Annotated in this window: 24 protein-coding genes; 10 read left to right on the top strand and 14 right to left on the bottom strand. The window is 56.7% G+C overall.

Annotated elements, in window-relative coordinates:
- Position 1: 1 nt before the first annotated feature.
- The 6 genes from D9N14_RS12335 to D9N14_RS12310 all read right to left on the bottom strand — a co-directional run bounded on the left by D9N14_RS12335 (position 2) and on the right by D9N14_RS12310 (position 5,061).
- Positions 2-1,186, bottom strand: coding sequence for a methanobactin export MATE transporter MbnM (locus D9N14_RS12335; RefSeq protein WP_290580064.1), 1,185 nt, complete (start codon positions 1,184-1,186; stop codon positions 2-4).
- Between the two features lie 15 nt (positions 1,187-1,201).
- Positions 1,202-2,077 (bottom strand): MbnP family copper-binding protein, encoded by an 876-nt coding sequence (locus D9N14_RS12330; protein WP_290580062.1) that lies wholly within the window; start codon positions 2,075-2,077, stop codon positions 1,202-1,204.
- 159 nt (positions 2,078-2,236) lie between these two features.
- Entirely contained in the window at positions 2,237-3,199 is a 963-nt protein-coding gene (locus tag D9N14_RS12325) for a calcium/sodium antiporter (protein WP_290580060.1), read from the bottom strand.
- Positions 3,200-3,360: 161 nt separating this feature from the next.
- Positions 3,361-3,702: a DUF6488 family protein gene (locus D9N14_RS12320; protein WP_290580058.1), complete on the bottom strand. Its 342-nt coding sequence runs from the start codon at positions 3,700-3,702 to the stop codon at positions 3,361-3,363.
- A 24-nt stretch (positions 3,703-3,726) separates the two neighbouring features.
- A complete protein-coding gene (locus tag D9N14_RS12315; RefSeq protein WP_290580056.1) occupies positions 3,727-4,317 on the bottom strand; it encodes a hypothetical protein in 591 nt (196 codons plus the stop codon).
- 9 nt (positions 4,318-4,326) lie between these two features.
- Positions 4,327-5,061 (bottom strand): HupE/UreJ family protein, encoded by a 735-nt coding sequence (locus D9N14_RS12310; RefSeq protein ID WP_411267937.1) that lies wholly within the window; start codon positions 5,059-5,061, stop codon positions 4,327-4,329.
- Positions 5,062-5,337: 276 nt separating this feature from the next.
- Between D9N14_RS12310 and D9N14_RS12305 the strand changes: the two genes are divergently transcribed.
- From D9N14_RS12305 to D9N14_RS12290, 4 genes are all read left to right on the top strand, one after another.
- Positions 5,338-5,595, top strand: a complete 258-nt coding sequence (locus tag D9N14_RS12305) for a hypothetical protein (protein ID WP_290580054.1) — start codon at positions 5,338-5,340, stop codon at positions 5,593-5,595.
- Positions 5,596-5,663: 68 nt separating this feature from the next.
- On the top strand, positions 5,664-5,924 hold the full coding sequence (locus tag D9N14_RS12300; protein ID WP_290580052.1) for a metal-sensing transcriptional repressor: 261 nt from the start codon (positions 5,664-5,666) through the stop codon (positions 5,922-5,924).
- Between the two features lie 66 nt (positions 5,925-5,990).
- The gene (locus tag D9N14_RS12295) at positions 5,991-7,046 is read left to right on the top strand and encodes a DMT family transporter (RefSeq protein WP_317622621.1); all 1,056 of its coding nucleotides are present in this window, start codon (positions 5,991-5,993) and stop codon (positions 7,044-7,046) included.
- Positions 7,047-7,075: 29 nt separating this feature from the next.
- Positions 7,076-7,408: a hypothetical protein gene (locus D9N14_RS12290; RefSeq protein WP_290580050.1), complete on the top strand. Its 333-nt coding sequence runs from the start codon at positions 7,076-7,078 to the stop codon at positions 7,406-7,408.
- Positions 7,409-7,490: 82 nt separating this feature from the next.
- Here D9N14_RS12290 and D9N14_RS12285 read toward each other — a convergent pair whose 3' ends face one another.
- Both D9N14_RS12285 and D9N14_RS12280 read right to left on the bottom strand, forming a co-directional pair.
- On the bottom strand, positions 7,491-9,503 hold the full coding sequence (locus D9N14_RS12285) for a hypothetical protein (protein ID WP_290580048.1): 2,013 nt from the start codon (positions 9,501-9,503) through the stop codon (positions 7,491-7,493).
- Between the two features lie 332 nt (positions 9,504-9,835).
- Positions 9,836-11,365 carry a flavin-containing monooxygenase gene (locus D9N14_RS12280; protein WP_290580046.1) on the bottom strand — a complete coding sequence of 510 codons (1,530 nt, stop codon included), beginning with the start codon at positions 11,363-11,365 and terminating at the stop codon, positions 9,836-9,838.
- Between the two features lie 277 nt (positions 11,366-11,642).
- On the opposite strand from D9N14_RS12280, the gene D9N14_RS12275 reads away from it, so the two are divergent.
- The 3 genes from D9N14_RS12275 (at position 11,643) to D9N14_RS12265 (ending at position 13,821) form a co-directional block, all read left to right on the top strand.
- Positions 11,643-12,653, top strand: a complete 1,011-nt coding sequence (locus D9N14_RS12275) for an AraC family transcriptional regulator (RefSeq protein ID WP_290580044.1) — start codon at positions 11,643-11,645, stop codon at positions 12,651-12,653.
- Between the two features lie 102 nt (positions 12,654-12,755).
- The gene (locus D9N14_RS12270; protein WP_290580042.1) at positions 12,756-13,328 is read left to right on the top strand and encodes a PDC sensor domain-containing protein; all 573 of its coding nucleotides are present in this window, start codon (positions 12,756-12,758) and stop codon (positions 13,326-13,328) included.
- Positions 13,329-13,599: 271 nt separating this feature from the next.
- The gene (locus D9N14_RS12265) at positions 13,600-13,821 is read left to right on the top strand and encodes a hypothetical protein (RefSeq protein WP_290580040.1); all 222 of its coding nucleotides are present in this window, start codon (positions 13,600-13,602) and stop codon (positions 13,819-13,821) included.
- Positions 13,822-13,892: 71 nt separating this feature from the next.
- Here the strand turns inward: D9N14_RS12265 and D9N14_RS12260 are convergent, their stop codons facing one another.
- Positions 13,893-14,237 carry a DUF2834 domain-containing protein gene (locus D9N14_RS12260; RefSeq protein ID WP_290580038.1) on the bottom strand — a complete coding sequence of 115 codons (345 nt, stop codon included), beginning with the start codon at positions 14,235-14,237 and terminating at the stop codon, positions 13,893-13,895.
- 112 nt (positions 14,238-14,349) lie between these two features.
- Between D9N14_RS12260 and D9N14_RS12255 the strand changes: the two genes are divergently transcribed.
- Complete coding sequence (locus tag D9N14_RS12255) at positions 14,350-15,240, top strand: helix-turn-helix domain-containing protein (protein WP_290580036.1); 891 nt, start codon at positions 14,350-14,352, stop codon at positions 15,238-15,240.
- Positions 15,241-15,262: 22 nt separating this feature from the next.
- On the opposite strand, the gene D9N14_RS12250 is transcribed toward D9N14_RS12255, so the two are convergent.
- The 5 genes from D9N14_RS12250 to D9N14_RS12230 all read right to left on the bottom strand — a co-directional run bounded on the left by D9N14_RS12250 (position 15,263) and on the right by D9N14_RS12230 (position 21,221).
- Positions 15,263-15,922, bottom strand: a complete 660-nt coding sequence (locus tag D9N14_RS12250) for a sugar transferase (RefSeq protein WP_290580034.1) — start codon at positions 15,920-15,922, stop codon at positions 15,263-15,265.
- Between the two features lie 10 nt (positions 15,923-15,932).
- On the bottom strand, positions 15,933-17,135 hold the full coding sequence (locus D9N14_RS12245) for a WecB/TagA/CpsF family glycosyltransferase (RefSeq protein WP_290580032.1): 1,203 nt from the start codon (positions 17,133-17,135) through the stop codon (positions 15,933-15,935).
- A gap of 141 nt (positions 17,136-17,276) precedes the next feature.
- Complete coding sequence (locus tag D9N14_RS12240; protein ID WP_290580030.1) at positions 17,277-18,677, bottom strand: sensor histidine kinase; 1,401 nt, start codon at positions 18,675-18,677, stop codon at positions 17,277-17,279.
- Positions 18,674-19,867, bottom strand: a complete 1,194-nt coding sequence (locus D9N14_RS12235; protein ID WP_290580028.1) for an FIST signal transduction protein — start codon at positions 19,865-19,867, stop codon at positions 18,674-18,676. Before D9N14_RS12235 ends, D9N14_RS12240 begins: the two co-directional genes overlap by 4 nt.
- Positions 19,868-19,925: 58 nt before the next feature.
- Positions 19,926-21,221, bottom strand: coding sequence for a response regulator (locus tag D9N14_RS12230; protein ID WP_290580027.1), 1,296 nt, complete (start codon positions 21,219-21,221; stop codon positions 19,926-19,928).
- 338 nt (positions 21,222-21,559) lie between these two features.
- Between D9N14_RS12230 and D9N14_RS12225 the strand changes: the two genes are divergently transcribed.
- Both D9N14_RS12225 and D9N14_RS12220 read left to right on the top strand, forming a co-directional pair.
- Positions 21,560-22,096, top strand: a complete 537-nt coding sequence (locus D9N14_RS12225) for a heme NO-binding domain-containing protein (RefSeq protein ID WP_290580026.1) — start codon at positions 21,560-21,562, stop codon at positions 22,094-22,096.
- Positions 22,093-23,010, top strand: coding sequence for a sensor histidine kinase (locus tag D9N14_RS12220; protein WP_290580024.1), 918 nt, complete (start codon positions 22,093-22,095; stop codon positions 23,008-23,010). The genes D9N14_RS12225 and D9N14_RS12220 overlap by 4 nt, the downstream gene beginning before the upstream one ends.
- Positions 23,011-23,044: the final 34 nt, after the last annotated feature.

Genomic DNA, 23,044 nt, shown 5'->3' with positions numbered 1-23,044 from the left:
TTTACTCCCAGGGATTGCTGAAACGGGGTGAGGTGACGAAGGATTCGTCCGTGAGACTGTGCAGGAAGGCAATGAGGTCCGCCTGCTGCTGCGCCGTGATGGCAAAGCCGCTGACAAAGCTGTCCTTGAAGGGATTGGTGCGACCATCCCCGGCATAGGGCCCTGACGCCACGTTGCGACCACCGGCGGCGTAGAACTCAACCACTGCCTCCAGGGTGGCGATACTGCCGTCGTGCATGTAGGGCGCCGTCAGGGCGATGTTACGCAGGGTGGGCGCGCGGAACTTGCCCATGTCCGATGGATCACCGGTGGCTTCGAACACCCCCTGGTTATCCGGCGGGAAGTCGCCGCTGCCACCAATGTTATACAAGCCGGTGTTGTGGAAAGGCCGTTCCACGAAGGCAATGGTACGATCCACAGTGGAGTCGGAAAAGTTGTAACCGCCGTGGCAGTGAAAACATTCCAGCGCCTCACTGAAAAACAGTTCCTGGCCACGCAAGGCGGAGGCGGAGAGGGCGGAACGCTGACCCAGCTGGTAGCGGTCAAAGGGAGCGTTGAACGAGGTCATGCCCCGCACAAACACCGCAATAGCATCGATGATGTTGGCAAAGCTGACCGGACTGCCCTGCGCTGGAAACGCCTCGGCAAACAATGCTTCGTAACGCGGTTCATCCAGAATGCGCTGCAGCACCGCGTCCCGGTTGCGGTCATCGATACCCTGCTCCACCGGCTGCTCCGAAAACAAGGGTGTGTGCATCTGTGCCTCGATGGTGATGAGCGCGGGATTGGCCCAGGTATAGGTGGCGTTGTAAGCCACATTGGTCAGGGTTTGGGAATTGCGCGGGTGCGAATCCCCGGTGGAGCCCACCGAGACCACCAGGCCGTCGGTGAAGGCTTTATCCTGGTGATGGCATGAACTGCAGGACTGGGTGCCATTGCCGGACAGGCGTGCATCGTAAAACAGGTGTCGTCCCAGTTGGAACTTGGTCTCGGTCATGGGATTGGCGGCCGGCTCCAGCGGCAGCGGCACCCCCTCCCGTAACGCCCAGTCAAATGCGGTCTTGTTGGCAGCCTCGTCATCCAGGTGGGTTTCACTGCCGCCGCAGGCCACCAACATCACAGAGCACAACAGGGGATACAACAGGGTCCACAAGCGGGACCGCCGCCGCACGCCGGCGCATCTCATCGGCTACGCTCCGACTCAGTTGGAGACAGAGAAAACGGTCTGCACCAGTGCGGGATCGTTATTCCCGCTGGCCAGGTTCAGGCCCAGTTGGGTGAACACCCCATTGCACTCCGGATCAGTCCCCCCGGACATGCAACCCACTGCACCACCGGTGTCGGTGCTGACGTTGTTGTCCTGTACCAGGGCGGCATAATCGATGCGAATGTACTGGGTTTGAAAGTCGAAATTATCCAGTTCGATCTGAGGCCGGTTGGCCTGGCTGCACTGCACATCGCCATTGCCGTCCGCGACACAGCCGGTGGCGCCGATGTGGACGTTCCAGTTGGGGATATCAAAGCGGATAAACTTGAAACCGTTGGTCCAGCCCCAGTTCATGCCGGTGACATTGAACGGACTGACACTGGCCTGCTCCAGGTGATTGAGTGATTCCGGCATGCCCACGACAAAGCGCACCCCGGTATAGACGTCGCCGGAATCCGGAATCGTGCCGTTGATGATCCGGTTGGTTTCCGCGGTACCGGTGCATGCCCCGGTGCCATTTTCAAAATCCAGTAACACCACACCCTGGGCCTGCCAGGGTGAATCGTCCAGCGTCACCGGAACACTGTGCCCGCCATCGGTCAACAGCTCGACCCCATGTATGAACATACGGAAATCCTTGACCTGCACCGTGCTGCCTGCGGTGCCCACACCGGTGTAATCCGTGTCACAGGCCAACACCTGGTCAGCCACCATCGCGGCGAATTCAATACTGACCGGGGTGGACTCCAGGCTTTTGGGCGCCTCATCCGAGGAGCTGCCGCCCCCACCGCCACAGGCGGTCAAACCCATCGCACCCAACACTGCGGTCACACCCAGCGCCAGCCCATTCTTACGCACAACACGAACCATTCTTTGCCCCCTACACACTGTATTTTTTGGGTGGCACCTCCCTGTGCCAGACACTCAAGGCCATTATAAAAAAAGGATAAGGGGGGATGGGATGTGACAAATTGTCGCAGTGGGAAAGTGGTAGCCGAGAAGGACATCTAGCAGAACAGGCGTTCGACTCTACGTACCGAACACCGTAAAGCTCAGACTCAAATATACACCATAACCCAACAGGAGGAGGCTGCCTTCAAATCGGCTAAGCCTGCTACCGGTATACAGGAAAAACAACAAAATTAAAGACGTACCCAACATCACCCACTGATCAAATAGCAAAATTCGCGCATGGACCGGCAGTGGCTGTAACAATGCGGAAACCCCAAGGATTCCCAAAAGGTTAAAAATATTGCTTCCCAGGACATTACCAATAGCGACATCCGCGTGTCGCCGAAATGCAGCGATCACTGAAATTGACAGCTCCGGCAGCGACGTTCCAACTGCCACCAGCGTCAACCCAATCACAGCTTGCGAAACCCCCAGCGACTCAGCGATACCGACGGCGCCTTTTAGAAGCACTTGTGAACCAGCAATCAATAGTGCCAAGCCAAACACAACCGCCGCCCCTATCCTCAGCGCACTGGTTGGTAAAGAAGTCACCTCCTGCCCTTCGGCAATGTGCAATCCAGCAGAAGGTGCGTTTCCGGAACGTTCAGTTCTATAGGCCCAGACCAAATACGCCGCCAGCGACAAAAGGAATATGGCGGCATCCGACCGGACCAATGCATCCCCGCCCACCAGAAGCAGAAACAATACACTGGCCGCCAAGGCAGTTACCGCGTCGCGCCGCAACACAAGCGGTCTGACAGCAAGGGGCGAGATGATGGCACATATACCCAAGATCAGCAGAACATTACCGATATTACTCCCCACGACATTGCCGATTGCGATGTCTGGACGATCACTGAGAGCAGCATCGATTGAAACCACCAACTCGGGCGCAGACGTGCCAAAACCGACGATTAACAAGCCACTGAGCAGGGGTGAAATGCCCAACCGGTTCGCAGCAGCCAAAGAGCCTCTGATCAAAGCCTCACCGCCGCCGGTCAGCAGCAACACCCCAACCGCAATCAACAACATGTCTAGCATAAATTTATGCGTTTCAGCCTCGAACCCATTTACAAATAGCGTGCCTATACCAATAGCGCGCCTACACCAATAGAGTGTAAGGCTGAATCTGCTTCTGCCCCACACACGGAATAATATCTTGAAGAAGGGGCCTGACCCAGCCCCTCTTCAAGTTTATTGGATTAAATTTTGCCCTCGTGATTGGCAGAGATCGGGTTGCCGAACTCATCCACAAAAACATGCAGTGTTCGCTTGTCTTCCGCTTTCTCACTGTCATTGGTGAACACCACAACCCATACCTTACCGTAACGGGTTTCTCTCTGGGTCACCGGCTGTTTCTTTGAGCTTTTCCATGATTCAGCCAATTGTTTGGAGCTCACCAGATTGTGTACGGTTTTCTCCGCAACGGCCTCCGCCTGCTCAGCAGTCACCGGATCAAAGGAAGCATGGTTTGCATGGGCCATCAGTTGTACGGGCATCATGGCCATCAGCGCGATAACGATACATTGGACTAGGTTTTTCATTTAAGATCTCCGTTGGGTTGCTTGTTATAGTTGATACAGTTTTTCGTAATAACCGCTGGTGCTTAGCGTAATGGTCACAGGCTCTTTGTTTCTGTTGCGCCAATACCAACCGTGGGTGCCGGTAAACGGTGCCACAAACTCACCATGGGCACTGACTTGATTACGGCCTTTCCAATAGCTGGTAAAGGTGTCAACACTACCCGGGGGCTCACCATGCATATCGAAGTTTACTCCCCCTTCCATGGCCTCCCAGCTAAACACAAAGCGATCACCCTCCTGCATCATCGCTTTGACTTCTGTGCCTTCATCGGGCTGGAGCGTCAGCGACAGGGTATCCGACCGGTATGCCGCAGCACTCTTCCAGACTGGCCCCAGTGCCGCACTGGACGCCAGCAACAGATTGCCACCGCTTGCGTCCTGCTCTTCAGCATTGGCTGCACTTAATGCATTCAGCCCCATGCTGGAGCCCAGGCCGGTTGGATCAACACCGTATTCTGCCGGCAATACCGCCACAACGAGCACGAGCCCGCCCACCAGCAGCGCAATGACAGTCGCTTTAATCAGGCTTGCCGACGTAGGCAGCCCCTCTTTATTGAGATCACTGATATCGTGCATGACGACTCCTTAAGAATGAATGTAATAACCGGTGAGCTGGTAACCCAACAGGATAAAGCCCGCTGACATCAACACCACATTACTGGTGAATGCATGCCGGACAAACGAAGTGGATTGGCGCCAGTAGTTCATCAAAATGAGGATGGCCCCCAACGCCAGCAGCTGGCCGATTTCCACACCAACATTGAACGCCAGGATGTTCGCCACCAACCCGTCTTCAGACAATTTGAAATCCTGCAGTTTGGTGGCCAGGCCAAAGCCATGAAAGAAACCAAATATAAGCACCGCGGCCTTGGTATTGGGCTGAACCCCAAACCAGCGTCGAAATGCCCCCAGGTTATCCAGCGCCTTGTAAACCACCGACAAACCAATGATGGCATCAATGATGTAAGGATTCACATGAGTGCCGCTCAATACACCATAGAGCAGCGTTACACTGTGCCCTATGGCGAACAGGGTCACATAGATTCCCACATCTTTCATTCGATATAGAAAAAAGATAACACCGAACAAAAACAACAGGTGATCGTACCCTGTCACCATATGCTTGGCACCCAGATATATAAAAGGTATCAGCTGTGTTCCAGCACTCTGTTCAAGAAACGCCGCATCGTCTTCGGCCACCCCATGTGACAGGGCAGGGCTGGAGAACATCAATCCAACGAACAGAAAAACGCACAATAGTAGTAATCGAGTATCCCAGGCGCGAAACCTGGCCCAACCCGGCGAGAAAAAACTCGTCATTGTAAACTCCACAGAAAAAATGAACGTGTGAACGGCCGCCACGCCAGCGGGAGCCGTTCGGGTCGCAATGATCGCGCTTTACGCTCTGGGAGGACGATACAGTCTGAAAGGGATAAAATCAGGAGGGTGCTGTGTGAGGTCGCTCACTCTGCCGTTCAAGGGACTACGAAAATCTTCTTCTGCGAGCAATACCGGTACGCTGTATTCGATGCTGTCCATGACATGAATCAGCTGGTGGGTAGCGCTATCCGCCTCATCCAGTAATTCGAGACCTGAATGATGGTGATGGTCCACATAGCCCTGGTGAGCGGCATCCATATGCATCGTCGTCTGACTGGCATGCAGGCACTGCTCGATAACCCAGTATCCGCGGCCACAGGACACCGCCAGCAGGCCGAGAATCAACAAACCTACGATCAAGCGCTTACTGGTGCGGACATTCCGATCCACGAACCGATTCAAGAAACAACGTTCCTCTGTAGTCAGGTCTATCTGGGCAAACCAGGCTATGCGGCATTGCCTTTGGTCATGTGAATGGAACCCATGATACACCACCGAAACAAAACATTGAAGCATCCCCCCCGGGAGGATAGAATTCAGCCATGTCTGCTCATCGAACGCACCCCCAAATCATTGCCCGCCTGAAACGCGCCAACGGGCACTTGTTGAAGATCATCTCCATGCTGGAGTCCGAACGCTCCTGCCTGGAGATCGCACAACAGCTGCAGGCGGTGGAAAAAGCCATCTCCAGCGCGAAGAAAACCCTGGTTCATGATCATATCGATCATTGCCTGGAAGACGCGGTCTTAACGCAGGCAGAAGAGGCGATAGAACAGTTCAAGGAAATCACCAAGTACCTCTAAGCCATCAAGTACCTCTAAGCCATTATGGAAGCCATTTTCTAAGCCACTGTTACCAAGGATTCGCTTATCAAAACCGGTATTGCATACGCACTGTTGGCAGCCGCACTGTTTGGCGTCAGCACCCCCCTGGCCAAAGTGCTGGTTGGGAGCACCCATCCACTCATGCTGGCCGGACTGCTCTACCTGGGCAGTGGCGTAGGACTGGCGATAGTCATGGTTTGGCGCAAATCGGCGCAATCCGCAGCGGCGGCGAACCCGGAGCCCCTGACCGTCCAAGACCTGCCATGGTTCAGTGGTGCCATTGTTGCGGGCGGCATAATCGGCCCCGCCCTGCTCATGTACGGATTGACCAGTACCCCTGGCTCCAGTGCATCACTGCTCCTGAATCTGGAAGGTGTACTGACCGCTGTGCTGGCCTGGTTTGTGTTTCGGGAGAATTTTGATCGTCGTATCTTCTGGGGGATGGTGTGCATCGTGGCGGGCAGTCTTTTGCTGTCCTGGGAGCAGGCCCCGGAATCTGGTGGTGCTTTGGGTATCTGCGCCATCGTCGGCGCCTGCCTGTGTTGGGCATTGGACAACAACCTGACCCGCAAGGTATCCGCCAGTGACCCCTATCAGATCGCCGGCATTAAAGGGCTGGTGGCGGGCGTGGTCAATATTTCCCTGGCACTGATGGTAGGCGCCCAGCTGCCTTCTGCAGAGACCCTGGCCCCCGCCATGATCGTGGGCTTTTTGGGTTACGGATTAAGCCTGGTGTTGTTTGTACTGGCTTTACGCCACCTGGGCACTGCACGCACCGGGGCTTATTTTTCATCCGCCCCTTTTGTAGGTGCTACACTTTCCCTAATGATTCTTGGGGAGACCCCTGGGCTGCTCTTTCTACTGGGTTTCGCCGCCATGGCCATTGGCTTGTGGCTGCATTTGACGGAGCAACATGCTCACACCCACACCCATGAGCCAATGACGCACGCTCATTCTCATGTACACGACGAGCATCACAGGCATGTCCATGAATTTGAGTGGGATGGCACGGAGCCTCACAGCCATGAGCATCACCACCCTAAGATCACCCATAAGCACCCTCATTTCCCGGACATCCATCACCGGCATGAGCATGCTTGAACGCGGTTCTTTAGAGCGGAACAAAATCTATGCCCCTGATATTCTTTCTATCCTTTTTGCCCCTGGCTCCCATGATGATTGAATCCCTTTACTACGCCCTGTACGGCAACGCATTCTGGAGCATGAAATGGGGGAACGAAGTTCGGGTCTGGGGCGCGATTCTGTCGCCACTCTGTTTGATCGCCACGTATTTCGCCATCAAGCACCGCTTCAAATGGCTGACGCTCTTGCCCCTGCTGATCTTTGCAGCCCTGGTCACGAACCCCATCCTGTTTGGTATCGACGGGCAGGCAATGTTTGACGACGCGGAACTTAACCTGCTGGGCTTCTGGACAGAACAGTGGCAGGCCTGGGGCAGCTGAAACCCGGGAATTCGGTTGAGCCGCATGGCAAATGCGACTCAACCCATGGGATGGGACTGATGCCTTAAAGACAACAGCCAGCTTAAAGGCAGGGGCCGCCCTGCAGCCAACCCTCACCCACCACTGGCGCCCGGCCCTGGGCCAGGTGCTCCATGAAACAACCGTACTGATGCTTGGTGGCTTCCAGGTCGAAGGTGACGTGGTGGCCGTTGTGGTCCGGCCGCACATCGTTTTCATAGCGCACAATCACTGCGGTGCGGGGGCCCTGGCCCGGCACCTCCACATTGTTCACCACCGGATAGGGCAACTGCTGCGCACCACCGATTTCCAGATGGGGGAAGAGGGTGGTGTCGTAGGTGTCACCCAGGTCCGGGCCCGCCAGATCCTCACCCACCGCCAGCATGTGGGTACGCTGCACAGGTTCGCCGCTGCCGCCATCATCAATGCCGGAGATGGCCAGCACATGGGGCGCTTCTTTCAACGGATAACGCAGAATAGTGTCCATATGGGGCACCACATCCGCGCCCCCCATCAACCATTCCATCAGCATCAGGAAGGGATGGGCATCATCCAGTTTTTGCCCCGGCAGCAGATTGACCACACCGGCGGACATGGCCGTACGGAACGTGCTGCTGTTGGTGAACAGTTTGATCCAGGTGCCGGCCATGCCGGTGAACAGAATGCCTTCGAACGGGTCGGGGTCCGCCGCCAGTTGCAGGCTGGAGGTCCAGTTGCCCATACTCTGCCCCATCAGCATCTGCATGTCCGGATCGACCCGTAACGTGGTGCCCCCCCCGGTGTCCGCCTCCGGGCACAGGGCGGGATCGATTTCCAGTTGATTCATGACGCGGCGGAAGTAGGTGCGCTCCCACGCAATCTGGTAGTAATTGTTGTACAGCGCCACCGGGTTGAAGACGTTGTAGCCGAACATGCCATACCCCAACACCAGACCCAGGTGATCCAGGGAGGTGTGGCCGGCAAAGCCGGTGCTGGCCCAACCACGCTGGGCCGCCACCTGCGATGGCCCGGCGCCGCGCTCCAGCACTTTATACGGCACGACGATATCGATGGCAGTGCGCAGGTATTTACCCCGGGTGAACACCTGATCGGCATTACCACCGGCGCCATGATGATAGAACAACACCGGGAACCCGGCCGCCGGCATGGGCTGGTGTTTGGGAATGGTCACCACAAACTTGGCGCTGCGGGTGTACTGCTGAATGGGGTGGCCCTCGTCATCCCATTCCACCTGACCACCGGTCAACACATAGGGCAGGACACCCCGCTGGAATCCGGGTACGTCCACATAGCCTTCCAGCACACAGTATTCGGGATAGTCTTCCAACGGTTGCAGGGGTGTGGTGGGGGCCAGCGGCATGGAGGCTGCGTATTCCGCTCCCTGCCGAATTTTCACGGTGGGATCCCCGGTGGTCCATACTGTCGCACCGATGACGCTGGAGGCCGCCATACCCTGTTGCAGCAGGTAATCCCGCAACGGGGCATACACGGCAAGCGCCTGTGACGAGAGCGGCGTATCGGCCTGAGCCGGGTCCAGCAAGCCCGCCAACTGCGGATTCTGCTGCAGGGCATTGCCCTCCGGCAACGGCACCTGATCGGTGACAATGGCGGCGTAGGTGGTATTGGGGCGCAGGTTAATGCCGAGGGTGGGAATGATCTGCAACAGGTTCACCGGACGATAGGAATCGGCTTTTTCCGTCATGGTCACCGTCAGAGGAAAACGACGGCCATACTCGGCAGAATCCGGATCCACATCCACCACCTGAATGGGCGAATCCGCCTGGGTATAATCCAGATCCCATTGCGGCAGGGCCGCCACATCCAGCGCGCCGGTGAACGGAATGTAGATGGGCGAGACGGTGTGGAAACCACCGATGTTGATGTACTTTTTGATGCCGTTGACGTAGGTGTTGGTCAGGAAATGAAAGCGCCGGGGAAAATCATTGATGTTGATGCTGCCATCGGCGTTGCGACGCAGATCCGTGGGAAACCCGTTGGTGTAAAAATTCCCTGCAGTGGGGGAGTTGGTGGTGGCACTGTCGAGGGCGGTGTCTGCACCGGCCACGTTCAGCTTCATTTCTACATTGCTTGAGCTGGTGGACTTGCATCCGCTCATGGCCCCCAAAACACTGGTTCCCAACACAATCAAAGCAGCCAGCCGCAGTCTGGTTGCAGTCCCTTTACTCAACAACATGATCATCCCCGATTTATTATTTTTTGCTTTCTTGTTTGAGCTTTAGTTTCGAATCCGCAGACGGTGTTTTGCCATAGGATACTATAGGGATATTGTGTAGTGCAGGGTGAATAATTGTAACTGCTTGTCATTGATCAAATTATCAATGGTGATATGTGGCCACGAAGCGGCGCACACACGACCCGGAGATAGCGGTGCGCCGATTGCATTCAGACTCAGGCTGCAGTACTGGCCTTGCTGGTTTGCGGCACGGTTTGGCGTGCATAGAATCGGTAATCCCTGGCCTTCACCCGATAGGTTTCCAACCAGAATTTCCAGGTGGACTTGGGCCAGATCGCAAAGTTACGGCCACCGGCATCCTGATACCAGCTCTGACATCCTGTCCCCCACACGGTGTTTTTGATTTTGTCCTGCAGTGCATCGTTAAAGCGGGTCTGTACGCCGGGTTTCACATCCATGTAATCCGCGCCTTTTTTCTGCAGCAGCTTCATGCTTTCCAGAATGTAATGCACCTGGGCTTCGATCATGAAAATAATGGAGTTGTGGCCCAGGCCGGAGTTCGGCCCCACCAACTGCCACAGGTTGGGATAACCGGAGGCCGCGGTGCCGTAATAGCACTCTACGTTTTCTTTCCAGTCTTCGCCCAGGCTGCGCCCCCCCAGCCCCACCACCGGGAAATTCTTCATGTAAATGCGCGGATCGGTGATGAATCCGGTGCCCAGAATGATGCAGTCCGCCGGCCGTTCTTTCCCGTCGGCGGTCACCACGCTGTGCGCTTTGATCTCACGGATGCCTTCGGTCACCAGCTCCACATTATCGCGATTGAACATGGGGAAATACTTGTTGGAGATCAGCACACGCTTACAGCCCAGCACGTAATCCGGCGTCAGCTTTTTGGCCACGGCGGGATCCTTCACCTGCAACTTGATGAAAGCCTTGGCCAGATTGCTCAAGGTCTTGGCCAGCAGGGGATTGAAGATCGGCCAGACCCTGGATTCATTGGTCCAGTAGAGTCGGTAACGGTGCAGCAGGCGGGCCAGGGGCACATGCTTGAACAGGGATTTTTCCAGCTCCAGATACTGGCGCTCATCCCGCGGAATGACCCAGGCCGGGGAGCGCTGCAGCACCGTCAGTTGCTTCACCTGCGGTGCGATTTCCGGGCAGTATTGAATGGCACTGCCGCCGGTGCCGATGGACACCACATTCTTGCCGCTCAGGTCGTAGTCGTGATCCCACTGGGCCGAGTGGAACAGCTTGCCTTTGAAACTATCCAGCCCCTTGATGTTGGGAATCTGCGGCACGTGCAATGGGCCCGAGGCCAACACGAAATGATTGCAGATATACGTGTCCCCGTTGGCGGTGCCCACGGACCAGGTGCCGGATTTCTCATCGAACACCGCGGAGTTCACCTCCACCCCGAAGCGGCAGAAGGGGCGAATCCCGAATTGCTCCGTGGTGTCCAGAATGTACTGCTGGATCTCGTTCCAGGGTGCATAGCGCTTCGACCAGTCATGCTTGGGGGCAAAGGAATAGGAATACATATGGGACTGCACATCGCAGGCACAGCCGGGGTAACTGTTGTCACGCCAGGTGCCCCCCACATCCGGGCCTTTCTCCAGGATTACGAAGTTTTCATTGCCGGCGGCTTGCAGCTGGATTGCCATGCAGAGTCCGCCAAAGCCGGCACCGGCTATAACGACATCCACCTGCTGGGTATTGGGTTCAATGGGGGCCCGACTGGTCATGCTTCACCTCTGTGGTCTTGTTATGGAATGGCGTTTCTGGGATAGCCATGCCAGCACTATAGACCTGGCCAGAGGAGGGTGAACAGGATGTAAACCCCTCTTGAATTGATAGTTTCGGCCAATGCCATGGAAAACGGGCCATTATTTGACATAAATCAATGGAACGGTTGATCACAAAACAATCAATCCGTGCATTGACGGATTGAGGTTAAGTGCGCAGAATTGATGATTACGGCCACCCTCCCCGAAGGCTCCAACAACCCAGCCAAAACCCGCCATGAGCAAACGCGCCATTCTCGGTTTCATTTACACGCTGCAGGCCCTGGAAGCCCAGGGCGGCGACCTGTCCGGGCTGGAACAACGCTACGGGCTCAACGTGCACAACCTGTCCCCGGACGGCTTCATCGAGCGCGCCCTGGAGCTGCGGGTGTATTGCGATGTATTGCCCAGTGTGCCGGACCCACTGGTGGGTTTGAAGATCGGCCAGAGTATGAGCCTGGCGGGTTATGGCCCACTGATCATGTTACTGATGACCTGCAACAACGCCTGGGAAGCCTTCAATACCGGCGTACACTATCAGGCCCTCACTTACCTGTTCGGCGAGCTGCAATTCGAAGCGGGGGAGCAGGAATCCAGACTGCGCCTGAAGCCCGCACCCCTGCCCCGCATCTGCCACCGTTTTCTGATCGACCGGGATGTGTCCGGCACCTTCCAGCTGATCAACGATTTGCAGAAAAGCATCGGGGTGAATTTCAACCCCAGTTACGTGCGCCTGCCTTATGCCAAGCCGGACGACATCCGGCCTTATGAGGAACGCTTTGGCTGCCCGGTTGAATTCGGCAGCGACGCGGTGGACATCGGCATTCTCACCGAGTACCTGGCAACCCCGTTTCCCGCTGGCAACCGGATGGCGTTCAGCCTTTACCAGAAACAGTGTGACAGCCTGCTGATGACCCTGGACAGCAGCACCCTTTCCATCGCCGAAGAAGTGCGGGACTACCTGCAGCTGTTTGTGGAGCATTACCCCTCGATTCAGGAGGTGGCCGCCACCTTCGGCATGGCAGAACGCAGTTTTCGCCGCAAGCTCAGCGCCGCCGGCCTGTCGTTTCGCACCCTGTTGGACGAGGTCCGTTTTGACAAGGCGCGCCAGCTGCTGTTGCACTCCACTCTCTCCATTGACGCCATTGCCCAGCAGTTGGGGTACACCGAGGCGGCGGCCTTTATCCACGCCTTCCAGCGCTGGTCACAACTGACCCCGGCCAAATACCGCAGCCTGCACCGCCAATAAGCCGGCACCGGTAATAGTGTCGAGCGGCCCGGCATGGACTACGCTTAAAGACAGACCCTCAGGAATTCAACCACCCAATTAACCACCAAGGAAGGACACACCATGACCCGATTGCTGCTCATCGTTTTACTGATTCTGTCGCCCGTCACCTATGCCGAAATGAGCCAGGAGGAACTGGCGGAAATTCTGGCGCCCCGCATCGAGGGCCTGAAATTCCTCACCAAAAACGGCATGTTGCTGGAAGCCATCCGGGACCAGAACCGGATGGGGCGCAGCCTGGATGAAATCAAGCAGATCGACGCCGAATGGCGCGCCGGCACCTCCCCCCTGATCAAGGAACTGCAGGAGAACAAAGCGGGTAACTTCCTGAAAAACATCATCATCCAACAGGCCGATGTGTACAGCGAGGCGTTTCTCACCGACGAACAGGGGGCCAATGTGGCCGCTTATCCCGCCACCAGCGACTTTTGGCAGGGGGACGAGGAAAAGTTCACCGCCAGCTTCCAGGACGGCAAGGGGCAGATTTTTATCGGCCCGGTGGAATACGACGAGAGCACCCAGGCCAACGCCGTGCAGATTTCCGTCCCCATGGAGTACAACGACTCCACTATCGGGGTACTGGTGATTGGGGTGAAAGTGTCCGTGCTGGAGGCTGAAAAGCTGCAGGGCAAGTAATTTCCCACCGTCCAAGCGGGTGATCCCGGGCCAGGCCCGGATCACCCTGTCATCACTCACCGCTCTGCTTGCTTCGCTTCTCTACTCTCATCACAGAAACAGCATATTCCCAATTTTCAATGCGTTACGAAGGCTGTTTGGGCTGGCTCACAAAACTGACGTGAACTAAGTCTCATTTTTTTGGCTGACTATTCAATTGGGCAATTTCCTGCACTTTGGGACACTGTGTCCACACCAAAACAACAGACCACAACCGCACCGGAGCACCACCATGAAATGGCTTTTTGGCAAAACCGACAACCGCAATCCCCAGAAACAACGCACCGCCAGTGTGGAATCCATTCGCCAGAAACTGGCGGGATACCAATCCACCGCCGGCCGCTCCGTTTTCGTGGGCCCCTCCACGGCCCAATGGGGTGACAGCTTTGATTACGAGAAGGTGGCCATCGACCCGGATTCCTCCGGTTTTCATCATGTGCCTTTTCATTGCTGAACGTCACTGCTAAGCAGCATTGCTGAACGTCATCAGCGACCGGTGACCCAGCTCAGGTTGTGGTCGAGCGCTCAGAGGCTGGAAGCCAGGGGCGCCGGGTTCACCGGTTGTTGCGATTGTGGTGAGTATTCACGCCACAACAGATAGACCAGGGGCGCAATGGTGCCCACTGCGAATGTCACCAATACCCAGGGCCAGGGGTTCACACCCCGCTGCCGGGCATCCAGTACGATCCAACAACAGATCAAGCTGCCGGCGATGACCAGGTCCAGCAGGATCTGCATTGCGCCGGGTGAGGCCAGGCCCGCCTGCCAGATACCCCAATAGCCCACCTGCCACATGACCCAGCCGCTGAATACACTGAAGTCGATCAACAGCATCCATAAAACCCATTTCTTCCACGTGGCTCGTTTCATCGTTCCCACTCCTTTTCGTTGTCAGGTGCAGCCAGTCTGACTTGCCAATTGGGCACAAACAATTACCTTACAGGTAATCGCCAACCCGCGCGTCGACCTGAACAATGGAAGCATGAATACTGTGACTCAAACGCCTTACACTCAAACGCCACAAAATCAATCGGGCTTTGGTGCGCTGTTGCGCACCTGGCGCCAACGCCGCAAGCGATCACAGCTGGATGTTTCCCTGGATGCCGGCGTTTCGCAACGGCACTTGAGCTTTCTGGAATCCGGCCGCGCCAAGCCCAGCCGGGAGATGGTGCTGCAACTGGCTTCGGTACTGGAGATTCCGTTGCGGGAACAGAACCTGCTATTGAACAGCGCCGGGTTCAGCGCCCACTTTGCCTCCCGCCCGCTGGACAGTGCCGCCATGTCTGCGGTGAAACAGGCCCTGGACTTAACCCTGCAGCATCATGAGCCTTATCCTGCGGTGGTGGTGGATCGCCACTGGAACCTGCTGCTGCAAAATACAGCGGCGGAGCGTTTTATGGGCTTGTTGGGGCCCATGGATCAACTGTGGCAGCGCATCCATCCCGAGGCGGTGCCCAACGTCATGCGCTTGACGTTCTCCCCGCAGGGGCTGCAGCCCCTGATTGTCAACTGGCCCGAGGTGGCCGGTATGTTGTTGTCGCGACTGCAGCGGGAGGTGTCCGCCTATCCTGATCAAACGGAGCTGGCGCAACTGTTCAGTGATCTGATCAACCTGCCCTCGGTGCCGGAACGCTGGCAGGGATTGTTGTCGATGAATCCTGCGCTGAATGCCTCCCCGGACTCCAGCCTGCAGCCACCAGAACCCATTCTGCCCCTGGCGTTGCGGTTCAACGGCACCTCCCTGCGCATCTTCAGCATGATCTCCACCTTTGGCACCGCCCTGGACATTACCGCCGACGAGCTGCGGGTGGAGACCTTCTTCCCGGCGGATGAAGGCTCCGCCCGGTTTTTTCGCGCGTTGCAGTCCACTTGAAGGCAACCTACAGGTATTGGGATCAGTAGGCGCCTTTGGAACTGAGCACCGCAGGGATGGTCTGCAGCACGATCTTGATGTCGAACCACCAGCTTTGGTGCTGGATGTAATACATATCCAACTCCACCTGTTGCTCGAATGTAGTGTCCGCTCGTCCGGACACCTGCCACAGACCGGTCAAACCCGGTTTAACATCCAACCGGTTCATTTGCTGGCCGTTGTAGCGATCGGTTTCGGTACACAGCGCCGGACGCGGGCCGATCAACACCATGTCGCCCTTGAGCACGTTGAGCAATTGCGGCAGTTCGTCAATGGAAAACTTGCGAATGAAGCGGCCAATGGCCGTAATCCTCGGGTCGTGTTTGAATTTCTTGCAGACGCCGTCGCGATCACTGGCCAGCTGAGTGACGTCCACCCAGCGGGAGTCCTGGGGAACGTACATGGAGCGAAACTTGTAGAATTTGAATCGACGCCCGTTTTCACCCACCCGGATCTGCGCATACAACGGTGAGCCCTGGCTTTCCAGGCGGATGAGCAAGGCCAGCAGCAACAACAGCGGACTCAGCAGCAAGAGGGCAGCCGCGGCCGCCAGTTTTTGCAGCAGCACCGGGAAACCGGCCCGCACCTGCTCGTCAATGGGCAACGGGGTGTGTTGGTAAAGAAAGGTATTGTGTGCAGTCATGATGCTCTCCTTAACTGTGTTTGATCATGCGAAACAGAAATTGTGGGTTACCGATTACGTAACGGTGAAACTTGGCTTTGGGTTCCTGCAGCAGGCGCCAGACCCATTCCAGTCCCAGCTCCCGCATCCACAGGGGCGCCCGCGGAATCCGTCCGGAGCAGAAATCAAACAGGCCGCCTACCGCCAACGCGGATCGGCAATGCAGGCGCTGGGCGTGGTCCCGCAGCCACTGTTCCTGGATCGGTGACCCCATGCCCACCAGTAAAATGTCCGTGCCGGCAGCATTGATGCGCTCAATCACCGCTTGCGAGTCATGGTGGTCGATATAACCATGTTCCGTACCGGCAATGCGAAGCCCGGGAAACTGAGTGCGCAATGCCGCTGCCGCGGCTTCTGCCACGCCTTTATCTGCCCCCAGCAAATAAAGGGACAGCCCCTGGTTCCGAGCCTGCTCACACAACTTGGGCAGCATATCGGTGCCATTCACGTTATCCCGCAGGGCAATACCCTGGTGTTTTGCCGCCAGGCGCACACCGGAGCCGTCGGCAAAAACCCAGTCGGCGGTGTTCACCAGCGCGCGAAACCCAGGCCGGCTGTGGGCGATGTTGAAGGAATTCACATTCACGAAATAACCGACCCGGGCGCTGTCGTACATCGGCTCGGCGGTGATCCTGGCCACGGCTTCATCCATGCTCAGATTGTTGATGCGCATGCCAAACAATTGAAAGCAGGCAGGTCGGTGCAGGTTGGCCTGCTGATACAGACATTTCGCCACACCGAACTTGATCAACAGTTGCAACTGCTCAACGCGGGAATAACGCAGTTGGCGAATGACAGTGTCATACAGCCCGGCCTCGCTCAAACCGCTCAGTTGACGCAATTGCCACAGGCTGACAAGCCCCGGCTGCGCTGCCGCAGCAACTCCCAAGCGCCGCCCGGTGTTCAGCGGCATGCCCACCAACGACACCCTGCCGTTCAGAATTTCCCACACCCAAAACGAATGCCGCAAGATACCGTGAGTAAACTGGCGCAGCACCAGTTCGTGCCCGGACAAGGTCATGTGGCGACTGCTTTTCAGAACGGCGCTGCCCTGCATTTTCGCCAACAGAACATTCATCACCCAGACGACGCTCAGCAGCGTCACCAGCGGAAACATCAAAACCTGTTCCGCATGCCATCCAATCCATTTGTTTTGCTGTTGCAATGTGCTCATTGATTCTCTCCCAATTACTGCAGAGAGATAGAGCAGGGGCTATGCCAATTTTTAAACGCCTGATTTTGCAGAAAGTTTGGAATGATTCAAAAGCCGGGGAGGGGGATGTTTTCCATCCTGAATTTCAGAATGAAAATTTTTTTAATTTGAAACCGCTATGGGCAGCCAAACCGTAAAACAGGTGCCCTGATTCAGTTTGCTTTCCACTGCAATCACGCCACCCATTTTTTCGATAATGGAATAACTGATTGCCAGACCAAGGCCAGTGCCTTTACCCACTTCTTTGGTGGTGAAAAAGGGCTCGAAAATCCGGTTGAGCTTTTCCTGGGATATACCGGAACCGTCATCCCGAATGGAGAACCAGGTGCATTTGCCCAGGCTCGCATGCTGTGCCACACCGGATTCAATCTCGATCCGACCCTGGCCGGCAATCGCGTGCCCGGCGTTGATCAGTATATTGGTGATCACCTGGTTCAGCTTGCCGGCGTTGCCACTCACCAACGCCACCGCCCCCAGGTTCACCTTGACGGCACAATGATACTTCAGTTCATTGGCCACCAGCTTCAAGGTGGATTCAATGCACTGGTTAATATCCACCGAGCTGGATTCTTCCTCGGCGCGCACAAAACTCCGCAAACTGCTGACGATATCCTGTACCCGCTTCAAGCCGCCGGCACAGTCGTCGACTATGTCTTCCAGATCCGCGATGGTCTCGTCCACGCGGGCCTGCTCCGCCCAGGTGAGCATCTCTTCCCTGAGCTCAGACAAAGCAGGACCATTGGCTTGCAGCAGGTCATGAAAATACCGATTCAGTTGCGACAGATCCTGCAAACTGCTGGCAATGAAATTGATGTTACTGGTGACGAAGCTCACCGGATTGTTGATCTCGTGGGCCACACCGGCAGCCAGCAGGCCCAGGGAGGCCATCTTTTCCGATTGCATGAGCCCCTGTTCCACCTGCTCTTTCTGCTGCTTCAACGATTGGGATTCCAATGCTTGCAGCTTGGCGTGCACACTGAGGATCAGCTGCTCCATATAGGCTTTATAGCGCTCTGCAATCTGCGCATGGCTTTGCACGTAAAAGCCTTTCTGTCGATGGCAGAACACCAGAATGGCGTTCATATCCGGCCCACTAAAAGGACAATACAGGGCAGATACCAGCGCCGGCTGAACGCGTTCCAGATGCGGCGCCCAGGCCGGCTGGCGAGCAATATCGTAGACCGCACAGGGTTGTCCCAGCACCGTACGTTTAAGCACCGGGTCCACCTCCCACAGGGTTTGCTTAAGGCCCTCGCTGGTACTGGAAGTGCAGATCATGGTGCCAGGCTCACTCTGATCCAGCACAAAAGACACATCGTATGAAATCAGATTGCCCAGCACCGCAAACATCCGTTGATACATATCTTCCGGTGAGGTTGCCTGCAGCAGGGAGCGGGTGCCCGACACCAGCAATTCACTTTCCCGGCGGGCCTCGTCGGCCCGCGCTTTCAAGCGATGGGCACGGGATAAATCCTCCAGCAACTGTTCTTCCCGGCTGATCATGCGGAGAACACCAATGCAGAAATCATCAGATTACCATGCCGGCTTTTTCCATCCAGAAAGCAGCCCTGCTCCCCGAAGGTGTACATGGCCATGATGGGCAAGTGCGGATGGGAACGCCGCAGTTCGTTGATCATCAGCGTCAGATCCGTTTCAATGGCAAGCATGCAACCGGCACAGTAGATCATCAGCACACCCTTGGGCCGGGCGCCTTCTTCCAGCAGATCCAGGGCATTACAGAGCACGCGGTCAGCACGATGAATCAGGCTGTCGCGGCTGCCTTCCATCAACACCAGTTCATCCCCCAGGCTCACCTCGGAAAACAGCGTCATAGCCCCCTCTGCAGTCACCGTATGGGGATGGCTCAGCAGGTATTCATGGTAGTGATCACCGGCCCCCACCTTGCGCCCCAGTGGATGCAGGGTGCTGGCGGCAAGCACATTGCCGCCCTGCAGAAACCCGTCGATGGTGTGACCGGTGAGCCGGTTGTAGACCGCCGCTGCCGGAGTATGATCCAGGGTATTCAGCTGCCGACCGTCGCAGCCGGTGACCGTCATCACCTGCGGGCCGGGCTTGTAACCGGAGCTGAATGCGTAACCCAGGGGGCGCGATGGGTATAGCACCAGCACCACAATGTGATCGTGGCCTGCGGTCAGCGTGGACACCTGCTGCCACTTGCCACTGACGTCATTATCGGCACTGCTGCCACCCAGAATCGGCACGGTTTCCCCCACCACCGACTGGAATCCGGCGATGATGTTCTCCTCCTGCCCCGGTGGCAACATGCACCAGATCACCGCCGGGCTCTCATAGCCACGTCCGGATGCGTACAACGCCATATCCAACGCGCTTTTGGCACTGGCCTGCACATCCTCCGGGTCCAGTTGATGCTGACCCACGCCGTAATGCCCCTGTGGATCTGAAATGGCAAACAGACTTAATGTGGCATTGGTGTGGCTGGCATATGCAGAAGATGCATCAGGCACCACGCACAGCGCTCCCTTGCAGGAGCTGCAGCCGGCAATGATGCAGCCAAAGCGGGCTTCCAATCCGGACACCAGCTGTTCTCCGGAAAATACCGTATTGAAAGCCACCACCAGCACGGTGGGGGCAAAGCCCTGCAGCTGGAGGCTTACTTCCTCCAAGGCCTCCGCCAGGCCCGGGGCACTGCTGCAGGCGGTTCTGACCTCCATCACGCCATTCCTTCTGTTGCGACGTCCATTGCTTCTTAACCTTAGCAGAGATTCCCGCCTAACCACTGGCCGAGAGGGCCTCTGCCTGCTGCGGAAAGCGCACATCGAAAATCAACCGATGGTCGGTATTGGCCTGCAAGCGCCGCAACTGGTGAATCATATTGCGGGTGAGGGCGGTGCTTTTTCTGATCAACAATACACCCTGGGGAGAATACAGATCGCGCTGCAGTACCATCCCTTCCACCAGGGAACTGACCGGTACCATGATGCTGGCGTCACTCTCCAGGGTGGCCACTTCCATGGTAACGGTGCTGATGGCCGCCAACAGGCGTTCATCATAGCGCTGTGCCTGCTGCTGCAGCGCGGCAATGGTGGCTTCATGATGCTCCGGCTGCCCGGTCACCCAACCCACGGAGTACTCCACATAGTCCACGGCCAGCATGAGGATGTTGGCAATGGGGTGCTGCTGCCTGGCGTCGCCACTGGCTGGGTAACCGGAGCCATCCAGATAGGCCTTATGTTGTAGCAGAATATCGCCCAGCTCCTGATAGGCAGGAAACGTCATAAGAATGCTGGTGGTGTGCACCGGATAACTGAGATAGGCGGCTTGTTCCTGCTGGGTGAATTGCTGCTGCGGTACCCCCAGCAACAGGTCTGGCAGCGCCACTTTGCCGATTCCGTACAGTGCCGCGCCGCGCCGGATCAGCGCCATATCCGCAGCCTTCAAACACAGTTGGCCAGCGATCTGGCGGGCAATGCTGTCCACCTGCAGGCACACATCCCGATGCCCGCGCAGTTTCATATCCAGCAGGTTCTGCAGGCATTCTTCCGTCAGATAATAATGATCCTGCAGTGACTGGTAGGCATCTTTCACATACTGGTCAGACATGGCCATCTCGCGGGACTGGCGTTCCACGCATTGCTTCAGTTTCTGGTTCTCCCGGTGCATTCCCAGCACCACCTTGGCGTTGTGGTCGGTGTTGCTGCTGGAAGCCAGCGCGCTGCCAATCAATTCCAGCAGTTGATCGCCATCCCAGGGCTTGGACAGATAACCGTAAATGCCGCCATCATTGATGGCCTTGATGGTGCACTCCATATCCGCATAGCCGGTCAGCAGGATGCGGGTGGTATCCGGATACAAGGCACGGGCCTGGCAGAGAAATTCCGCGCCGTTCATTTGCGGCATACGCATGTCCGACACAATCACGTCCACCGTGTTTTCTGCCAACAACGCTAATGCCGCGGCGCCGGATTCCGCCCCCAGGGTTTCATAGCCCCGCCGTCGCAACAGCCGCTGCAACGACCGCAGAATGGCCGGTTCATCATCCACTAACAATACTCGTTTACTGCTCATCAGGGGTTCCTCAATGGGTCATCACGGATAGACCCCATAGCCGTAGCAAAAAGTCTGCCGCCTGCGCCAGCGGCGCTAACCACCTGATTTTAAAAAACCGCGATGCGCCGCACCGATTCAGCCCATGCGAGCCAAGCCAGGTTTTTCGCATTCTGGGAACCAATACGCGAAGCCGTGATGCGAATTTACCAGAGCCCCCGCAGCGGCAGTTCGTTTGCGTTGCGCTAAGTCTCTGTTTTTACGTCAAACACAGGTTAATTACGCAATGGCATTCATCTTGAAGAGGAACAACCGGCAAGCTGTTCTAAAGTTAATAGAGACGGATGAGGAGATTCGATATGAAAGGCGCGGTGTTCATAGCGCTGCAGGAAATGATCATGGAGGAGTTCGATCTGGATCTTTGGCACCAGTTGCTGGATGCTGCCGGTTCCGACGGCGTTTATACCGCCACCCTCAATTACGACGATCAGGCCATCCTCGACCTGGTGGCCGCACTCTGCACACGCCTGGAGTTGAGCCGCGAAGACGCCCTGCGTCATTTCGGCCGTTACCTGTTTGGCTTTCTGCACCGGGGTTATCCGGTGTTTGCCGATTCCAAACCGGATTTTTTCGACTTCATCGCCAGCATCGACGGCGTGATCCACATGGAAGTCATGAAACTGGACGACCAGGCCCGCCCACCCAAGATCGAGGTCCACCCCCACCCCGCAGGCGGTATCCAGCTGTTTTACTCATCGGAACGCAACCTGTGCCACCTGGCGGAAGGCCTGTTGCAGGGCGCGGCGGATCACTTCGGCATTGCCATTGAAATAGAGCAGGTCTGTTGCCGTCTGCAAGGCGCCGACCGGTGTGAGTTCAGGATTAACCAGGCATGAGCAGCCTGGACAGCTACAAACGGGAGCTGGAGATTCAGCGTCAGGCGCGCCGGGTTGCCGAAGCCCAGCTGGAAGACAAGTCGCGGGAGCTGTACCAGAAGAATCAGGCCCTGGAAGCCGCGTTGCTGCAACTGAAAGAACAGCAGGAATTGTTGATCGCCAAGGAAAAACAGGCATCCATCGGCCAACTGTCCGCCGGCCTGGCCCACGAGATCAACAACCCCAATGCCTTTGTGCAAAGCAACCTGGAGTCACTGCACAAGTATGTGTTTCAGTTAACCGACGCCATGCAGGTTCTGCTCAGTAAAATCGAGGACAGCGATCCCCGCTTCGTCAACCAGTTCAAGCACAATCACGACCTGGATTTTCTGCTGCAGGACGCCTCCGACCTGATTCAGGAGTCGGTACAGGGCTCCCAGCGCATCCAGCGCATTGTTCAGGGCTTGCGTTATTTCAGCCAGACGGACCAACGCGACGGCCGGCAGTTCGACATTAACAGTTGTATCCACTCCACCGTGGAGCTGATCTCCCACGAGCCGGAGCTGCAGGTCAGAATCAACAAGCAGCTGTCGGTCTTGAAGGATTGCGAGGGCAATCCCACTTTGATGAGCCTGGCCATCGGCAACCTGTTGAAGAACGCAGCCCAGAGCCATCCGCGCTCCGGTGAGATCAGCATTCGCAGTGAACAGGTGGGACAGGAAATCCGCATTACCGTCAGTGACGACGGTGACGGCATTCCCCTGGACCAGCAGCCCAAAATTTTCGAGCCTTTCTACACCACCCGGCAGCCGGCCCATGGTCTGGGCTTGACCATCAGCCAGGCCATTGTGCGCCAACACGACGGCCGGATTGAATGCAGCAGCCAACCGGGGCAGGGCACGGACATCTGCATTCGTTTACCCACCGCACCCTAATCAACCACTCCTATGATCGAGGATTATGATCTAG

The organism is Ketobacter sp., assembly GCF_003671495.1.
Classification (GTDB): Bacteria; Pseudomonadota; Gammaproteobacteria; order Pseudomonadales; family Ketobacteraceae; genus Ketobacter.
The sequence above is the reverse complement of the archived record's forward strand: the minus strand, read 5'-3'. Positions and strand labels throughout refer to the sequence as shown.

Excerpts from the sequence above, each read along its gene's own strand:
- D9N14_RS12275 (WP_290580044.1), top strand. The coding sequence starts at position 11,643 with ATGAGCAAACGCGCCATTCTCGGTTTCATTTACACGCTGCAGGCCCTG.
- D9N14_RS12320 (WP_290580058.1), bottom strand. The coding sequence starts at position 3,702 with ATGAAAAACCTAGTCCAATGTATCGTTATCGCGCTGATGGCCATGATG.
- D9N14_RS12290 (WP_290580050.1), top strand. The coding sequence starts at position 7,076 with ATGCCCCTGATATTCTTTCTATCCTTTTTGCCCCTGGCTCCCATGATG.
- D9N14_RS12335 (WP_290580064.1), bottom strand. The coding sequence starts at position 1,186 with ATGAGATGCGCCGGCGTGCGGCGGCGGTCCCGCTTGTGGACCCTGTTG.
- D9N14_RS12265 (WP_290580040.1), top strand. The coding sequence starts at position 13,600 with ATGAAATGGCTTTTTGGCAAAACCGACAACCGCAATCCCCAGAAACAA.
- D9N14_RS12230 (WP_290580027.1), bottom strand. The coding sequence starts at position 21,221 with ATGAGCAGTAAACGAGTATTGTTAGTGGATGATGAACCGGCCATTCTG.
- D9N14_RS12285 (WP_290580048.1), bottom strand. The coding sequence starts at position 9,503 with ATGAAGCTGAACGTGGCCGGTGCAGACACCGCCCTCGACAGTGCCACC.
- D9N14_RS12270 (WP_290580042.1), top strand. The coding sequence starts at position 12,756 with ATGACCCGATTGCTGCTCATCGTTTTACTGATTCTGTCGCCCGTCACC.
- D9N14_RS12280 (WP_290580046.1), bottom strand. The coding sequence starts at position 11,365 with ATGACCAGTCGGGCCCCCATTGAACCCAATACCCAGCAGGTGGATGTC.
- D9N14_RS12315 (WP_290580056.1), bottom strand. The coding sequence starts at position 4,317 with ATGCACGATATCAGTGATCTCAATAAAGAGGGGCTGCCTACGTCGGCA.
- D9N14_RS12245 (WP_290580032.1), bottom strand. The coding sequence starts at position 17,135 with ATGAGCACATTGCAACAGCAAAACAAATGGATTGGATGGCATGCGGAA.
- D9N14_RS12225 (WP_290580026.1), top strand. The coding sequence starts at position 21,560 with ATGAAAGGCGCGGTGTTCATAGCGCTGCAGGAAATGATCATGGAGGAG.
- D9N14_RS12300 (WP_290580052.1), top strand. The coding sequence starts at position 5,664 with ATGTCTGCTCATCGAACGCACCCCCAAATCATTGCCCGCCTGAAACGC.
- D9N14_RS12330 (WP_290580062.1), bottom strand. The coding sequence starts at position 2,077 with ATGGTTCGTGTTGTGCGTAAGAATGGGCTGGCGCTGGGTGTGACCGCA.
- D9N14_RS12305 (WP_290580054.1), top strand. The coding sequence starts at position 5,338 with ATGATGGTGATGGTCCACATAGCCCTGGTGAGCGGCATCCATATGCAT.
- D9N14_RS12325 (WP_290580060.1), bottom strand. The coding sequence starts at position 3,199 with ATGCTAGACATGTTGTTGATTGCGGTTGGGGTGTTGCTGCTGACCGGC.
- D9N14_RS12235 (WP_290580028.1), bottom strand. The coding sequence starts at position 19,867 with ATGGAGGTCAGAACCGCCTGCAGCAGTGCCCCGGGCCTGGCGGAGGCC.
- D9N14_RS12255 (WP_290580036.1), top strand. The coding sequence starts at position 14,350 with ATGAATACTGTGACTCAAACGCCTTACACTCAAACGCCACAAAATCAA.
- D9N14_RS12220 (WP_290580024.1), top strand. The coding sequence starts at position 22,093 with ATGAGCAGCCTGGACAGCTACAAACGGGAGCTGGAGATTCAGCGTCAG.
- D9N14_RS12260 (WP_290580038.1), bottom strand. The coding sequence starts at position 14,237 with ATGAAACGAGCCACGTGGAAGAAATGGGTTTTATGGATGCTGTTGATC.
- D9N14_RS12250 (WP_290580034.1), bottom strand. The coding sequence starts at position 15,922 with ATGACTGCACACAATACCTTTCTTTACCAACACACCCCGTTGCCCATT.
- D9N14_RS12310 (WP_411267937.1), bottom strand. The coding sequence starts at position 5,061 with ATGACGAGTTTTTTCTCGCCGGGTTGGGCCAGGTTTCGCGCCTGGGAT.
- D9N14_RS12240 (WP_290580030.1), bottom strand. The coding sequence starts at position 18,677 with ATGATCAGCCGGGAAGAACAGTTGCTGGAGGATTTATCCCGTGCCCAT.